This window comes from Polaromonas sp. P3_B1, assembly GCF_056402935.1.
Window position 1 is genome coordinate 20955 of record NZ_JBFUGK010000021.1, and the last position, 14593, is coordinate 35547.

The 14593-nt window shown below is 65.2% G+C and carries 15 protein-coding genes; 8 read left to right on the forward strand and 7 right to left on the reverse strand.

Going from position 1 to position 14593, the window contains the following annotated elements; all coding sequences use genetic code 11:
• From AC1DXS_RS13655 to AC1DXS_RS13675, 5 genes are all read right to left on the reverse strand, one after another.
• Nucleotides 1-885: a branched-chain amino acid ABC transporter permease gene (locus AC1DXS_RS13655; RefSeq protein WP_477738027.1), complete on the reverse strand. Its 885-nt coding sequence runs from the start codon at nt 883-885 to the stop codon at nt 1-3.
• A 187-nt stretch (nt 886-1072) separates the two neighbouring features.
• Nucleotides 1073-2266, reverse strand: coding sequence for an ABC transporter substrate-binding protein (locus AC1DXS_RS13660; RefSeq protein WP_477738028.1), 1194 nt, complete (start codon nt 2264-2266; stop codon nt 1073-1075).
• A 65-nt stretch (nt 2267-2331) separates the two neighbouring features.
• Nucleotides 2332-3036: an ABC transporter ATP-binding protein gene (locus tag AC1DXS_RS13665; RefSeq protein WP_477738029.1), complete on the reverse strand. Its 705-nt coding sequence runs from the start codon at nt 3034-3036 to the stop codon at nt 2332-2334.
• Nucleotides 3037-3810 (reverse strand): ABC transporter ATP-binding protein, encoded by a 774-nt coding sequence (locus tag AC1DXS_RS13670; RefSeq protein ID WP_413330338.1) that lies wholly within the window; start codon nt 3808-3810, stop codon nt 3037-3039.
• 253 nt (nt 3811-4063) lie between these two features.
• On the reverse strand, nt 4064-6436 hold the full coding sequence (locus tag AC1DXS_RS13675) for a DUF6600 domain-containing protein (RefSeq protein ID WP_477738030.1): 2373 nt from the start codon (nt 6434-6436) through the stop codon (nt 4064-4066).
• 248 nt (nt 6437-6684) lie between these two features.
• On the opposite strand from AC1DXS_RS13675, the gene AC1DXS_RS13680 reads away from it, so the two are divergent.
• Nucleotides 6685-7761, forward strand: a complete 1077-nt coding sequence (locus AC1DXS_RS13680) for a DUF6352 family protein (protein WP_477738088.1) — start codon at nt 6685-6687, stop codon at nt 7759-7761.
• A 2-nt stretch (nt 7762-7763) separates the two neighbouring features.
• Here the strand turns inward: AC1DXS_RS13680 and AC1DXS_RS13685 are convergent, their stop codons facing one another.
• Nucleotides 7764-8075, reverse strand: coding sequence for a cupin domain-containing protein (locus AC1DXS_RS13685; protein ID WP_413330334.1), 312 nt, complete (start codon nt 8073-8075; stop codon nt 7764-7766).
• 165 nt (nt 8076-8240) lie between these two features.
• Between AC1DXS_RS13685 and AC1DXS_RS13690 the strand changes: the two genes are divergently transcribed.
• Nucleotides 8241-9074, forward strand: a complete 834-nt coding sequence (locus AC1DXS_RS13690; protein WP_477738031.1) for an aldo/keto reductase — start codon at nt 8241-8243, stop codon at nt 9072-9074.
• A 32-nt stretch (nt 9075-9106) separates the two neighbouring features.
• Here the strand turns inward: AC1DXS_RS13690 and AC1DXS_RS13695 are convergent, their stop codons facing one another.
• Nucleotides 9107-9616: a DinB family protein gene (locus AC1DXS_RS13695; RefSeq protein ID WP_477738032.1), complete on the reverse strand. Its 510-nt coding sequence runs from the start codon at nt 9614-9616 to the stop codon at nt 9107-9109.
• Between the two features lie 102 nt (nt 9617-9718).
• On the opposite strand from AC1DXS_RS13695, the gene AC1DXS_RS13700 reads away from it, so the two are divergent.
• The 6 genes from AC1DXS_RS13700 (at nt 9719) to AC1DXS_RS13725 (ending at nt 14508) form a co-directional block, all read left to right on the forward strand.
• Nucleotides 9719-10309, forward strand: coding sequence for a TetR/AcrR family transcriptional regulator (locus tag AC1DXS_RS13700; protein ID WP_477738033.1), 591 nt, complete (start codon nt 9719-9721; stop codon nt 10307-10309).
• Between the two features lie 193 nt (nt 10310-10502).
• The gene (locus tag AC1DXS_RS13705) at nt 10503-11465 is read left to right on the forward strand and encodes a Bug family tripartite tricarboxylate transporter substrate binding protein (RefSeq protein ID WP_477738034.1); all 963 of its coding nucleotides are present in this window, start codon (nt 10503-10505) and stop codon (nt 11463-11465) included.
• A gap of 145 nt (nt 11466-11610) precedes the next feature.
• Nucleotides 11611-12351, forward strand: a complete 741-nt coding sequence (locus AC1DXS_RS13710) for a GntR family transcriptional regulator (protein ID WP_477738035.1) — start codon at nt 11611-11613, stop codon at nt 12349-12351.
• Between the two features lie 79 nt (nt 12352-12430).
• The gene (locus AC1DXS_RS13715; protein WP_477738036.1) at nt 12431-13432 is read left to right on the forward strand and encodes a tripartite tricarboxylate transporter substrate binding protein; all 1002 of its coding nucleotides are present in this window, start codon (nt 12431-12433) and stop codon (nt 13430-13432) included.
• A gap of 3 nt (nt 13433-13435) precedes the next feature.
• Nucleotides 13436-14272, forward strand: a complete 837-nt coding sequence (locus AC1DXS_RS13720; protein WP_477738037.1) for an amidohydrolase family protein — start codon at nt 13436-13438, stop codon at nt 14270-14272.
• Nucleotides 14273-14346: 74 nt separating this feature from the next.
• A complete protein-coding gene (locus AC1DXS_RS13725) occupies nt 14347-14508 on the forward strand; it encodes a hypothetical protein (protein ID WP_007863796.1) in 162 nt (53 codons plus the stop codon).
• Nucleotides 14509-14593 lie beyond the last annotated feature (85 nt).

Consider the following 14593-nt stretch of genomic DNA (forward strand, 5'->3'; position numbering starts at 1 on the left):
TCACGCTTCCTTTCCGAAGAGGCCGGCGGGCCGGAACATCAGCACGATGACCATGATGACGAACACCACGATGTTGGAGGCTTCAGGGTAAAACACGCGGGTCAGGCCTTCCACAATACCCAGGCCCAGGCCGGTGATGACCGAGCCGAGGATGGAGCCCATGCCGCCGATCACGACTACCGCGAACACCACGATGATCAGGTTGGAGCCCATCAGCGGGTTGACCTGGATGATGGGCGCGGCCAGCACGCCGGCCAGGGCCGCCAGTGCGGCGCCGGCGCCGTAGGTCAGCATCACCATCATGGGTACGTTGACGCCGAAGGCCTGCACCAACGGCGCGTTTTCGGTGCCGGCGCGCAGGTAGGCGCCCAGCCGGGTGCGCTCGATCAGGAACCAGGTGCCCAGGCAGACCACCAGCGAAACCACGACCACCCAGGCGCGGTAAATCGGCAGGCGCATAAAGCCCAGGTCCATGGCGCCGGCCAGCAGGTCGGGCACGTTGTAGTTCTGGCCCGAGACGCCGTAAATTTCACGGAAAACGCCCTCGAAAACCAGTGCCAGCCCGAAGGTCAGCAGCAGGCCGTAGAGCGGGTCCAGCTTGTACAGATGCTTGAGGAAAAGCCGTTCAATGATGACGCCGAGGATGCCGACCGTCAGCGGCGCCAGCACCAGCGCGAACCAGTAATTCATGCCGAACTGGTCCATCATGATCCAGGCGGCGAAGGCGCCCAGCATGTACAGCGCGCCGTGCGCGAAGTTGACGATGCCCAGCAGCCCGAAAATCACCGCGAGCCCCAGGCTCAGCATGGCGTAGAAGGCGCCATTGACCAGGCCCAGCATCAGCTGGCCCATAAACGCTTGCAGGGGAATACCGAAAATTTCCATGGGAACCTGTCAGGACACCAATACGTTCTTGGGGCGGGAGCAAAGGGTTGTTAAAGATGCAGCCGGTCATTCATGCGTTGCCGCGGAATGACCGGCTGGACCAAAGCCCCTCGTTCTTCTCCGTTTTTCTTTTCTGTCTCGCCAGTTCAGGCTTGCGCCATGACTGTCATGACTGTCGCTGTTGCCATTACTTCTTCAGGGCCGAGCACTTGGATTCGGCCGCTGTGGTGAAGGCCTGGTCGCCGGGCACCTTGGCCACGGTCTTGTAGTAGTCCCAGGGCGTGGTGGACTCCTTGGAGCCCTTCACCTGGAACAAATACATATCGTGGATCATGCGGCCGTCGGCGCGGATCTGGCCCTTGTTGTAGAAGTCGTCGATCTTCATGCCCTTGAGCGTGCTCATGACCTTGTCGGAGTCGGTCGTGCCGGCGGCCTGTACGGCCTTGAGGTAGCTCATGGTGGCCGAGTAGTCGGCGGCCTGCAGGCTCGAAGGCATGCGCTTGTATTTGTCGAAGAAGCGCTTGGCGAACTTGCGCGAGGCGTCGTCCTGGTTCCAGTACCAGCTGTCGGCCAACTGCAGGCCTTCGGTGTTGGCCAGGCCCAGGGAGTGCACGTCGTTGATGAACACCAGCAGGCCGGCGACCTTCATGGTCTTGCCGATGCCGAATTCCTTGGCGGCCTTCATGGCGTTGGTGAAGTCGCCGCCGGCGTTGGCCAGGGCCAGGATCTGCGCCTTGGAAGACTGCGCCTGCAACAGGAAGGACGAGAAGTCGGAGGCGTTCAGCGGGTGGCGCACGGCGCCGGCAACGGTGCCGCCGTTGTCCTTCACGACCTTGGAGGCATCGCCTTCCAGCGAGTAGCCGAAGGCGTAGTCGGCGGTCAGGAAGTACCAGCTCTTGTTGCCGGCCTTGACCAGCGCGGAGCCGGCTACCTTGGCCAGCGAGACGGTGTCGTAGGCGTAGTGAACGGTGTAGGGCGAGCAGTCTTCATTGGTCAGGCGGGCGGAACCGGCACCGATGGCGATGAAAGGCTTTTTCTTTTCGGTGGTGACCTTGGACATGGCCAGCGCCGTGCCGGAGTTGGTGCCGCCAATCAGCATCTGCAGGCCGTCCTTGTCGATCCACTCACGGGCCTTGGACGATGCGACGTCGGCCTTGTTCTGGTGGTCGGCGCTCAGCACCTCGATGGGGCGATTCAGCACCTTGCCGCCGAAATCCTGCACCGCCCACTTCAGCATCTCCGCGCCGGCGGGGCCGTCGATGTCGGCGTAGAGGCTGGACATGTCGGTGATGATGCCGATCTTGATCGGGCCGGTGTTCTGCGCAAAGGCGGCGCCTGTGAGGCCTACGGCGAGTGCGGCAACTAGTGTTTTGAGTTTCATGGTGTCTCCTGTTATGGATGGGTGAACGGAAAGTCGAAAAAAACTGAAAAGCAATCCGGCTGGCGTCAGACGCCGAGATATTCCTGCAGCATGCCCATGTTGCCCGCCAGCTCGTTTTGCGCGAACTGCTTGACGATGCGGCCGTGCTCCATGACATAAAAGCGATCGGCCAGCGGCGCGGCGAAACGGAAGTTCTGCTCCACCAGCACGATGGTGTAGCCCTTGGCCTTGAGTGTGAGGATCATCTCGGCGAGCTTTTGCACGATGACGGGCGCCAGGCCTTCGGAGATTTCATCGAGCAGCAGCAGGCGCGCGCCGGTGCGCAGGATGCGCGCCACGGCCAGCATCTGCTGCTCGCCGCCCGACAGGCGCGTGCCGGGGCTTGCGGCGCGCTCCTTGAGATTGGGGAACATCGCATAAATCTCGTCCAGGCTCATGCCGCCCGGACCTATGGTGGGCGGCAGCATCAGGTTTTCCTCGGCCGTGAGGCTGGCAAAAATGCCGCGCTCTTCAGGGCAGTAGCCCACGCCCAGCCGGGCTACTTTGTGCGGCGCGAGCTTGATGGCTTCCTCGCCGTTGATCTTGATGGAGCCCTTGCGCGCACCCGTCATGCCGACGATGGCGCGCATGGTGGTCGTGCGGCCCGCGCCGTTGCGGCCCAGCAAAGTCACGACCTCGCCTTCATTGACGCTGAGGTTCACGCCATGCAGGATGTGCGATTCACCGTACCAGGCGTGCAGGTCTTCAATTTTGAGGAGCTCTTTGGTCATCTAGTGGGCTCCCTGCAGTTCGGTGTTCGCCGTGCCCATATAGGCTTCGATCACCAGCGGGTTTTTGGCGACTTCGGCATAGGGGCCGTCGGCGATGATGGCGCCGCGCTGCAGCACGGTGATGCGGTCGGCAATCGACGACACCACGTTCATGTTGTGCTCCACCATCAGGATGGTGCGGCCGGCGGAGACTTTTTTGATCAGCTGCGTCACGCGGTCCACGTCTTCGTGGCCCATGCCCTGGGTGGGTTCGTCCAGCAGCATCAGCTCGGGCTCCAGCGCCAGCGTGGTGGCGAGCTCCAGCGCGCGCTTGCGGCCGTAGGGCAGGTTCACGGTGAGCTCGTCGGCGAAAGCGCTGAGGTCGACCTCGGCCAGCAGTTCGCGGGCGCGGCCGTGCAGATGAAACAAGGTATCTTCGGCCTTCCAGAAGTGGAAAGAGGTGCCCAGGTTGCGCTGAAGCGCCGCGCGCACGTTTTCCAGCACCGTCATGTGCGGGAACACGGCCGAGATCTGGAAGGAGCGCACGATGCCGCGCCGCGCGGTCTGCGCGGGCTGTTCGAAGGTAATGTCGCTGCCGTTGTAAACGATGCTGCCGCGCGTGGGCGTCAGGAACTTGGTGAGCAGGTTGAAGAAGGTGGTCTTGCCGGCGCCATTGGGGCCGATCAACGCGTGGATATGCCCGCGCTGGACCTTGAGGTCCACGTTGTTGACGGCCACGAATCCCTTGAATTCCTTGGTCAGCCCTCGCGTTTCGAGAATGAACTCCACGGACACATCGCTCTCCGGCAGGTAAGGGGGTTGAAATCACGGAGCGCGAAGACGAGTGGCAGTCCTGGCCCGTGAAACACAACTGGTCATCGTAGCCACGGGCTCCTCAAGGGGATACCGGGTCTGACCCTTAGGTAGTTTTGCGTGATCCATAAAGCCCGAAACTCTTAGTCCAAGTAGGGGCCGCAGGCGCAGCGCCCCCTCGGGGGCAGCGCATTACACGGAGCCGAAGGCGAAGTGAAAAGCGTGGGGGCCCTATTTACTGTTCTCGATTGCGGTTGGGGCCTCCGTCGCCGCGAGCGTCGCGTGCATTGGCTTGGCGGGTTTCCCTGGCTTGGTCAGCGGCTTCGCGTTGGGCTTGCTGTTGTTGTGCCTGTGCCTGCTGTTGGCGTTGTTGCTGTTGCTGTTGCCGCCGCTGTTGTTGCTCCTGGGCCTGAGCTTGCGCTTGCGCTTGCGCTTGCGCTTGCGCCCGGTGCTGCTGTTCCTGCTGTGCGCGTTGCTGCTGTTGTTGCAGGTGCTGTTGCTGCAACTGCTGCTGTCGCTGTTGTTGCTGCCTTTGCGCGGCCTGCTGCTGGCGTGCGTTTTCCTGGTCGCGCTGGGCCTGTTCGCGCAGGGCGCGCTGGCCTATGGCTTCTTCACCCGAGCGGCGCTGCTGTTCCAGCTGAGGCCCTTGCAGTTTTTCCTGCTGCTCCCTTTGCTGGCGCTGCTGTTCGCGCTGGGCTTGCTGCTGGCTGCGCTGCGCCTGTTCGGCGGCATGGCGGTCGGCGGTGGCGCGGGCTGCGGCATTGGCCGCTTGGGCTCGTTCCTGTGCCTCGTTGCGGGCCCGCGTGTCGCGCTGCGCCTGTTCACGCAGGGCGCGCTGGCCTATGGGTTCTTCACCCAGGCGGCGCTGTTGCTCCAGCTGGGGCGCCTGCAGCTGTTCCCGCTGTTCTCTTTGCTGGCGTTGCTGCTCGCGTTGTGGGTCGCGCTGTGCGCGTTGGCTCGCTTCAAGGGCAGTGCGATCCGGTACTGGAGTGAGGACGGGCCGTACGGGACCGGCATTGCCTGGCGCTGGGGGGCCGGCGTGCCTTTCATCCCTGTTGTCATCGCGCCGGCCGTTTCGTTGGTCGTCCCGGCGATCAGCCTGGTGCTCGTCACGCCTGCCGTCGCGGCTGCTGACCACAGGCCGCGTGGCCACGGCGGGCGGCGGCAAGGCGGCCGCGGCTACCGGGCGCTGCCGCTCGCGCAGCTCCGCCGGGTTGGGGCGTTGCGGCAGTGCGCTGCGGTCCGCCACCAGTTGCGCGCGGCCCAGGTCGGCGCGGCTCAGCGCCTGCTGCACGCGCACCGGCCGGCCGCGTTCGAAGTCCTCGCGGCTGATGGCCGTCACGGCGGCGGGCTGGCGCTGGTAGCGGTAAACATTGGTCACGTTGTTGGTCACGTTGACGGTGTTGTGGACCACGATGTTGTTGTTCACCTGCGTGACATAGCGCGGGCTCACGCGGTAGGCCGGGCGAAAGGCTTCGCCGGGCGCCAGCGGGAACCAGCCCACACCGGGGCGGGCCGCGCCGCCTATCGAGATGTTCCAGTTCACGCCGCCGCTGCTGCCGCCCACAAAAGCGACCAGCGCGGGCGCGTACACCGGCCGCGGCGCCAGCCGCCCCGGCACCCAGGCCCAGCGCGGGCCTATCTGCGCCCAGCGGCCGTAGTGAAAGGGCGCGAAACCCCAAGGCGCGTCGTCCACCCAGGTCCAGCCCCAGGGCGAAACCCAGGCCCAGTGGCCCATGCGGTAGGGCGCCCAGTTGACGGGCACGGCGCGCGGTATCCAGATGGCGCCGTAGCCCGGGTCCTGGCTCCAGCTGCCGTAGCTGTCGAGCTGCTGGTAGCCCACGGTTTCGCGCGGCACATAGCGCGCCGACACCGACCGGTCCTCGAGCCGGTCGCGGTTCGCGGCCCACAGGTCGAAATCATCCTGGCGTGAAGCACCGGGGCCCGCCGGAACAAGCTGTGTGCCGCTGAAGTTGGCCTGCTGGCCGGCGGCGATGTTGACCGAAGTTGAGTTATCGCCGTAAATCACGCCGCTGCCGGTCTGCGCGATCACGCGCGTGGTGTTGCCGGCCGGGTCAACGTCGAGGCGGTAGTCGCCGGGCTGTGACACCACAAAGGCCAGGTTGGGCGTGTCGACTTCCAGGCGCTGGCCGTCAAACAGCTGGCGTACGCGCAGCTTGAGCGTGCCCTGGGCCAGGCGCAGCTGGGTGTTGTTGTCGTCCAGCGCGAGCAGGTCCAGGCTGGTCTGGCCGTTCATGCGCACGGCGGTGGAGCCGGCATAGACTTCGGCGCGCGCCTGCGGGCCCGTCCAGAGCCTGTCACCGCCGGTCAGCGGCCGGTTCAAGCTGGCGGCAGTCCATGCATCATTGGCGTCGCCGGGTGCGAAGCTCACGGGGCCTTCAGCCAGGTTGAGCCGGGCCACGCGGCCGGGCGGGTCTATCGCGTCAGCCTGTGGTGCGGGTTGCTGGGCCCAGGCTATGGGCTGCAGCAGCGCCAGCACAAAGGCGACCGCCAGCAGCACAAGGTACCAATAGAGGTCTGAGAAACGAAAGCCCCGGAATTCTTGGCCGGAGTCGTCGCGAAATGGTTCGGTGTCGGTGCGGGTCATGGTGCACGCTCTCTTCCTGTCGTTGGGGCCTCATCGATGTGACCGTTGATGAGGCCGGATGAAGCCAGTGGCTCTGTGGCCCTAAGAGCCTGTTCAATGCTCTAAGACCACCATACCCATGACAACGCGCCTGAAGATGGATGGAGTGCTAACAGCTCGTAAAGATTGCGCGATTCACGGTGGCGATGAAACAGGATGTAATGCCCGGCAAACGACCCCGGCATAAATGATGTGAGACCATGTCGCCCATGCAAGATTTCTGGCCCTCCAGCGGCTTTCACCAACTGCAGCGCACAGCGCGTGGCTGGCTGCGGCCCACCGACGATTACCTGCGGCTCTTTGTGGGGCGGCCCGAGCTGGCCCTGGTGCCCGAGTCCTGCGACGCCGAGCGCGCCCTGCACGCCGCGCTGGTGGCATCGCCCTCAAAGTCCGTGGCGTCCGGCGAATTGCAGGCCTTGCAAGATGCCGACGCTCGGGACAACTATGCGCACTTCCTGCGTTTTCGCGACGGCCTGCTGGCTGCGGGCACGCTGGAGGCTTATTACCTGGGCCTGTTTCCGCGCGACGGCACGGGCCGCATCGACATACCGCCGCTTTTCATCGATCTGATCGTGCAGGCCATCCTGAGCAACTTGCTGGCCGATTCCACGGATGCCTATGAGCTGCGCGCGGCCGAGATGCTGTTTCGCGCGCAGCGCATCAGCACCGAAGGCGGCCGGGTGCTCAGCGGCGACCTGGCGGTGCTGGACATGCTCCATGAAACCGGCGGCGTGGGCGATTTCGGTCGCTTCCTGGCCGAGGCCGGGGCGCCTGTGCCGGCCATCGAGCTGCGGGTGCTGGCTGACGACAACGCGGCTGCCTATTGGCAGGAACAGGGGGCCGGTCACCGTTTTCTGCTGGACCTTACGCATGAACTCAACAATGAACTGGGCCACGGCCTGGTGCTGACCGTGGTCCGCGCGCGATCCGGCCTCAAGGCGCTGGCCGTGGTGCTGCAAAAATGGACTGCGCATTTGCTGGGCGTGGCCGTCACCATACGCCCGGTGCAAAAAGTGGACGACGAAGCCTGGCGCTGGCATGTAGGCCTGGACGCCGGGGCCACGGCGCTGCTCAATGATTTGTATGAAGGCCGCGAGGTGGAGCCGGCGCGTTTGCAGCGGCTGGTCAGCCTGTTCCGGCTGGAGTTTGCCGATCCGCGCGAGATGCGCGCCGACGTGGCGGGCAAGCCGGTCTACCTGGGACTGATGATGGACGCCGGCGGCGTGCTCAGGCTCAAGCCGCAAAACCTGCTGGTCAACCTGCCGCTACCTGCTGCGGCTTCGTAAGTTCAGTCACTGCCCTCCACTTCAACTACCAGCACGCGGGCCTCGCCCACCGGCGAGGCGATGTGCTCGGTGCCCGCGCTCGCGAAAAAGATGTCGCCGGTTTCCAGCATCACCGAGCACTGGCCGCAGTTGTCGCGGTAACGCATCTCGACGCGGCCGTCGAGCACGGCAAACACTTCTTCGCCCTCGTTGATGTGCCACTTGTAGGGCTTGTCGGTCCAGTGCAGCCGGGTGGTGATGCCCTGCATATTGGCCACCGTCATCGCGCCCCAGGCGCGTGTCGCGGTGAAATCCTTGCTTCGAATGATCTTCATGTGGATCTCCATCAGGTGAGCGCGTGGCGCAATGAAAGCCACGCCATGCTACGTCGCGGGGCCGACGGAAACATGAATTCTTCGGCCACCATTGATTCCATACGCGCATCACTGAGATGACCGCGCCACCCGCGCTGCCGCCTCTGCGGGGCTAAGATGTTTCTCATGAAAACCGTATTGCTTCCTTGCGGCGAAGCCGTCCCCGCCCTGGGCATGGGCACCTGGAACGTCGGCGATGCGCCTTCGCGCCGCGCCGATGAAATCGCCACCTTGCGGCTGGGCCTGGACTTGGGCTGCACGCTGGTCGATACCGCTGAAATGTATGGCGAAGGGCTGTCCGAGGAACTGGTCGGCGAAGCGCTGCAAGGCCGGCGCGACGAGGCCTTTGTGGTGAGCAAGGTCTATCCGCACAATGCGTCGAAGGCCGGCATGGTCGCGGCTTGCGAGCGCAGCCTGCGCCGCTTGCGCACCGACCGCATTGATCTTTATCTGCTGCACTGGCGCGGCTCGGTGCCGCTGGCCGAAACCCTGCAGGCCTTCATGGCACTGCAAAAGGCCGGCAAGATCAGGCACTACGGCATCAGCAACCTGGACATCGCGGATATGAAAGAGCTGTGGGCCTTGCCCGGCGGGAAGGATGTGCAGGCCAACCAGCTGCTCTACAACCTCACGCGCCGCGGCATCGAGTGGGACTTGCTGCCCTGGCTGCGCGAGCACCGCGTGCCGGTGATGGCCTATTCACCGATTGAGCAGGCGCGCCTCTTGCGGCATGCGGGCCTGGCCCGCTTCGCCAAAAGCCACTGCATGCTGCCGGCCCAGGCCGCGCTGGCCTGGCTGCTGGCGCAGCAGGGCGTGATCGCGATCCCCAAAACCAGCCACCCGGACCGATTGCGCGAGAACGTCGCGGCGGCACAGATTCTGCTCAGCGACGAACAACTGGCCGAGTTGGACGCGCTTTTTCAGCCACCTGTGGGCCCGGTTCCCCTTGAGATGATCTAGTCCGGTGCGTTGCGCCGCTCGATCGGCTGGGCTTACGCGTTCAACCGGCGCGACGGGTCGGTCTGGTGCAGGTACACCGCGAAGGTGTCCCATGGGATGCTGATTGCGAGCCGCGACATGATGCGTCCGATCTCGCCGCGATGGTAGCCACTATGGATGACAAGGTGGGCCAGAATTTCCTCGCGTGACATGCACCCTCGGTCCCCGTCGGTGAACACAAAGGGCACGGATTCGGACAACAGTTCAGGCGTGGCGGTTTCCAGGTAGTTCAGGTACCAGCGGTCGGAAGCCGTCAGTGCCTGGCGCAGGTCTTCCAGTGTGGGTGTGTCCGGCGTGTTGTCTGCGGCAAAGCTGTGCGGAGCACCGACGAGATGCGCCGCAAATATCTGGTCAACGATGTAGTTGTGGTTGAGCAGCCGCAGGGCGGCCTGCCGGTCTTCGGCATGCAGGTTGGCATCGAAGCCCTTCATCTTGTCCAGGAACTCGGCATTGGCCCAGGCGCGGTAGCTAAAAAGGGTCCGCAGCAATGCGATAGCGCTCATGTTGAAGGTGTCCTTTGTTGTTCGAGGAATGTGAGTACCATGTACATATATTCTTGGGAATGGGGTCACGTGTCTACTCGCATTTCAGCGGCACGGTCATCGATGCGCAAAGAGCCGCGCCAGGCGCGTTCCCGGGCTACGGTGGAGGTCATCGTTCGAGCCGGGGCTCGCGTTCTGGCCGACCGGGGCTGGGCTGGCTTCACGACGAACGAGGTTGCCGAGGTCGCCGGCGTCAGCATTGGCTCCATTTACCAATATTTCCCCGACAAGCTGGTGTTGGTAGATGCCATCCGGCGCCATCACCTGGACGACGTGCTGGGGGTGCTGCGAAAGGCCGGGCAGGGCGCGTCGCTGGACCAGCTGATTGATGATCTTGTGGATGGCATGGTTGCGGTCCATAGTCTTCATCCCGCCCTCCACCGGGTGCTGCTGGACGAGGTGCCGGGCGGCGCCGGGAGCTCCGCGCATCGCGCGTTCGAATCCGAGTACCTGGAGCGTTACCGAGCGATTGTTGCGAAGGCCGGCCGTCGGAAAGGCCTGGCCGTCGAGGCCATGGTCCAGGTGCTTTCTTCCGCGGTCGAAGGCGTGATTCATGGTGCTACCCGGAGAGGAACTTTGGCGTCGCCGGGCCTCAAGCGTGAACTCGCGATGATGATCCGCTCATACCTGATCCCGCAAGGTCGTGTGACATAGGCCGCTGTTGCACTGGAAACGGCGAATTGCCACGGGCCCATCGCCGGCCGCGAGGCCGGCCCCCGCGGATCACGGCCCATTCAGGCCTTGTATAGACAGGTCGGCGAATAAAATCGAGGGTCAAAAACCGGCCGCACGCGGGGTACCCATCATGGGCCTTATGCTTGCAAGCCCCATCTGGAGACTTTCCCCCATGTTTCGCAAAATTCTGTCCTTCGTCGCCCTCGCGTTGGTGCTCTGCGCCGCGCAGGCCCAGCCTTTCCCGGCCAAGCCCATCCGCCTGATCGTTCCCTTCCCGCCCGGCGGCGGCACCGACATCCTGTCGCGCCTGGTGGCTACCAAGCTGACGGAAACCAGCAAGTGGACGGTGATTCCCGACAACCGCGGCGGTGCGGGCGGGACCATTGGCATCGCCGAAGCCGTGCGCGCCGCGCCCACCGGCTACGACATGGTCATGGGTCAGAAAGACAACCTGGTCGTCGCGCCGTGGCTGTACAAAAACCTGAGCTACGACCCGACCAAAGACCTGGTGGCCGTGGCCCACGTGGCCTACACGCCGGTCGTGATCGTCACCGGCGTGCAGTCGCGCTTCAAGACCCTGGCCGACGTGGTGGCCGCCGCCAAGGCCGCGCCCGACAGCGTCACCTACGGCTCGCCCGGCAATGGAACGACCATCCACCTGGCCGGTGAAATCTTCAACAGCGCCGCCAACATCAAGCTGCGCCACGTGCCTTACAAAGGCTCCAACCCGGCCATGATGGACGTGCTGGCCGGCAATGTGGACCTCATGGTGTCTTCGCTGCCCTCGGCCATTTCCCAGATCAAGTCGGGCAAGCTGCGTCCGCTGGCCGTCACCTCGGCGCGCCGCAGCACCTCGCTGCCTGAGGTGCCCACCGTGGCCGAACTCGGCTACAAGGACTTTGACGTCAGCACCTGGTACGGCCTCTTTATGCCGGCCGGTACGCCCAAGGACATCGTGGCCACCGTCAATGCCGAGGTCAACAAGCTGCTGGCCACGGCCGACATGAAGGCCGCCATCCATGCCCAGGGCGCCGAAGTGCAGAACATGACGCCCGAGCAGTTCTCCAGCCTGCTCAAGACCGACTATGCAAAGTGGAAGGGCATCGTGCAGGCTTCGGGTGCGACCATCGAATAAGAGCGGCCAAGCCCCCGCGCAAAGCGGCGTCCGAAAGGGCGCCGCTTTTTTTTCGCCTCTCGCTCCCTGGCGCTACGTGAAAACCCTAGGAGGCGACTCGCTTCGCCCGTGACATGATCTAGTCATCTATAGGACTAGATCAATCATGAGCAAGCCCTCCCTCACCGTGGTGCCCGCAGAACCGGGCCAAAGCCGTTACGCCGCGCTGGCCGCGGCCTTGCGCGCCCGCGTGGTGGCGGGCGAATGGCCTCCGGGCAACGCCTTGCCGGCCGAGCAGACCCTGGCCGCCGAGCACGGCGTGGCGCTAGGCACGCTGCGGCGCGCGCTGGAACTGATGGCCGAGCAGGGGCTGATTGAACGCATCCATGGCCGCGGCACTTTTGTGCGCGCCGGCATGACGGGCGGCACCATGATGCGTTTCTTCCGTTTTGGCGAAGGCACAGGCGAGGTGCCCGCTTCGCGCATCGTCTCGCGCCAGGTGCTGGGCGCGCCCGCCGAGGTGGCGCGCCGCCTGAGCCTGGCGCGCGGCGACACGGCGCTGCGCCTGCAACGCGTGCGCTCGCTGTCGGGCCAGCCCTGTGTTTATGAGGAGATCTGGCTGCCCCTGGCCTTGTTCGCAGGGCTCGCCGAGGGCGATGCCGGCAGCTGGGGCGACCTGCTTTACCCCATGTTTGCCGAGCGCTGCGGTGTGCATGTGGCCCGCGCGGTCGATGAAATCGCCTTCGGCGCGCTGACGGCTGCGCAGGCCAGGCACCTGGCCCTTTCGGCCGGCCACCCCTGCGCATGGGTCACTCGCTGCGCCTATGACCTGGCCGGCCATTGCGTGGAAGTGCGCCACACCCGAGGTGATGCCCATGCCTTTCACTACACCGTCACGATCACTTGACCGTGAAGGGAACGCGTCGCCACTCGAACACTTTGCCAAACCCCACTGAACAAACTGAACTCACGAAACCGGAGCACCCATGTCACACACCCCTGACAACTTCTCACGCCGCCTGATGCTGCAAGCCACAGGCGCCGCCGTCGCCGCACCCTGGGCCTTCGCCGCAAACGCCGCGGGCCAGATTGCCGGTGGCAAGCCGATCACGCTGGTGGTGTCCTATGCCGCGGGCGGTGGCGCCGACCTGATGGCGCGCCTGATCGCGCCGCGCATGGCCGAATTCCTGGGCCAGCCCGTACTGGTGGACAACAAGCCCGGGGCAGGCGGCCAGATCGCCGCGACGCAGGTGGCGCGCGCCACGCCCGACGGCACGCAGCTGCTGGTCGATGCCTCGTCCTTCGCCGTCAATCCCGCGCTCTATCCCAAGCTGCCCTACGACACCGACACGGCTTTCGCGCCACTGGCCGTACTGGCGCAGTTCCCCAACGTGTTGGTGTGCACGCCCGGTTTTGAAGCCAAAAGCGTCAAGGACCTGATTCGCCTGGCCAAGGCCAAACCCGGGCAGATCGCCTATGCCTCCTCCGGCAACGGCTCGGCCCAGCACCTGGCGGGCGCGCTGTTTGAAGACCTGGCAGGCGTGAAGCTGGTGCATGTGCCTTACCGTGGCGGCGGCCCGGCCATGAACGACGTGATGGCCGGCCAGGTGCCGCTGTTCTTTGCCAATGTGGCTTCTTCGCTGGGGCAGATCCAGTCGGGCCGGTTGCGCCCGCTGGCGGTCACCAGCCGCCGCCGCACACGTTCACTGCCCGACATGCCGACCATGGAAGAAGCCGGCGTGCCGGCTTACGAGGTGCTCGAATGGAACCCGGTGCTGGCGCCCGCCGGCATAGACGCCAAATCCAGGGCCGCGCTGGTCGCCGCCATCCGCAAGACCATGGCCGACCCCGAAGTGCTGGGCCGCATCCGCAGCCTGAGCGGCGAGGTCTTCCCCGAAGGCCCCGAGGCACTGACCCAGGCCTTCCTCAAGGCCCAGCAGCTCAAGTGGGGCCGCATCATCAAGGACCGCAAGATCACCGCAGGTTAAGGCATGCAGCATCCAGTGACAGCACCGGTGGCACCCGGCTGGGACAGCCACGTCCATGTGTTCGATGCGCAGGCGCCCGTGGCCGGCGGCCACTACCGGCCCGCGCACCGGCCGCTGGCCGACATTGAACAACTGGCCCAGGCCCACGGCTTCGGCCACCTGGTGCTGGTGCAGCCCAGCGTCTACGGCACCGACAACAGCGTGCTGCTCGATGCGCTGCGCGCCGGCCAGGGGCGGCACCGCGGCGTGGTGGTGCTGCCGCCTTCGGTGGATGACGCGGCATTGACCGGCATGCATGCGCTGGGTGTGCGCGGCGTGCGTTTTAACCTGGTGTCACCCGTCGGCGACAGCCTGAGGGCGGCGGAAGGGCCCGGTGCGCTGGACAGCTTCCAGGCCCTGGCGCCGCGTCTGCGCGCGCTGGGCTGGCATGTGCAGTGGTATGCCTCGCCTGAAGACCTGCCGGTGATCGCGGCCCTGCATGCCGCCACGCCCGTGCCGGCGGTGCTCGATCACCTTGCCGGCCTGCACGCCGGCCTGGCGCCCGGCCACCCGGCCTGGCGGGCTCTGGAGCAGCTCGCGGGCCAGGGCGCCTGGGTCAAGCTTTCGGGGTGGTACCGCCTGGGGGCGCCGGCGCCGTACCAGGCGCTCGATGCCACTATTCACAAGGTGACGGAGTTGTTCGGGCAACGCATGGTTTGGGGCTCAGACTGGCCGCACACCGCCTTCGCGCCCGATGCACTGCCCGCTTATGCCAGCACCTGGGAACCCGTGGCCCGCGCGCTCACGGCGACCCGGCAGCAGTGCGCCCGGGAGCAGGCGCCAGCCGCCTTGTACGCCTGATCGCCCCCTGGAGCGGCCCGGAGCCCGGAGTGGCTTAAAATCGCGGGCTACGCCATTTTTAACCGGAGTTCTCCATGCCCAAGAAAATCAGAGTCGAAGCCGACATCTGCGCCCCAAAGCCAGTCCCTCCCAAGGGCTACACCATCACCACCGGCCGCGGCCAGAAGATCAGCCTCGAGCGCGGTTCGCACACCCGCAGCAAAAAGAACCCCGGCAAGCGTCCTCACCAGGGTTGAGCCGTTTGCCGATGCGGCCCCAGAGGCTGCGTCCAAAAAAGCGCCCCTTCAGGGCGCTTTTTTTATGGTCCAGAGGTGACGCTCG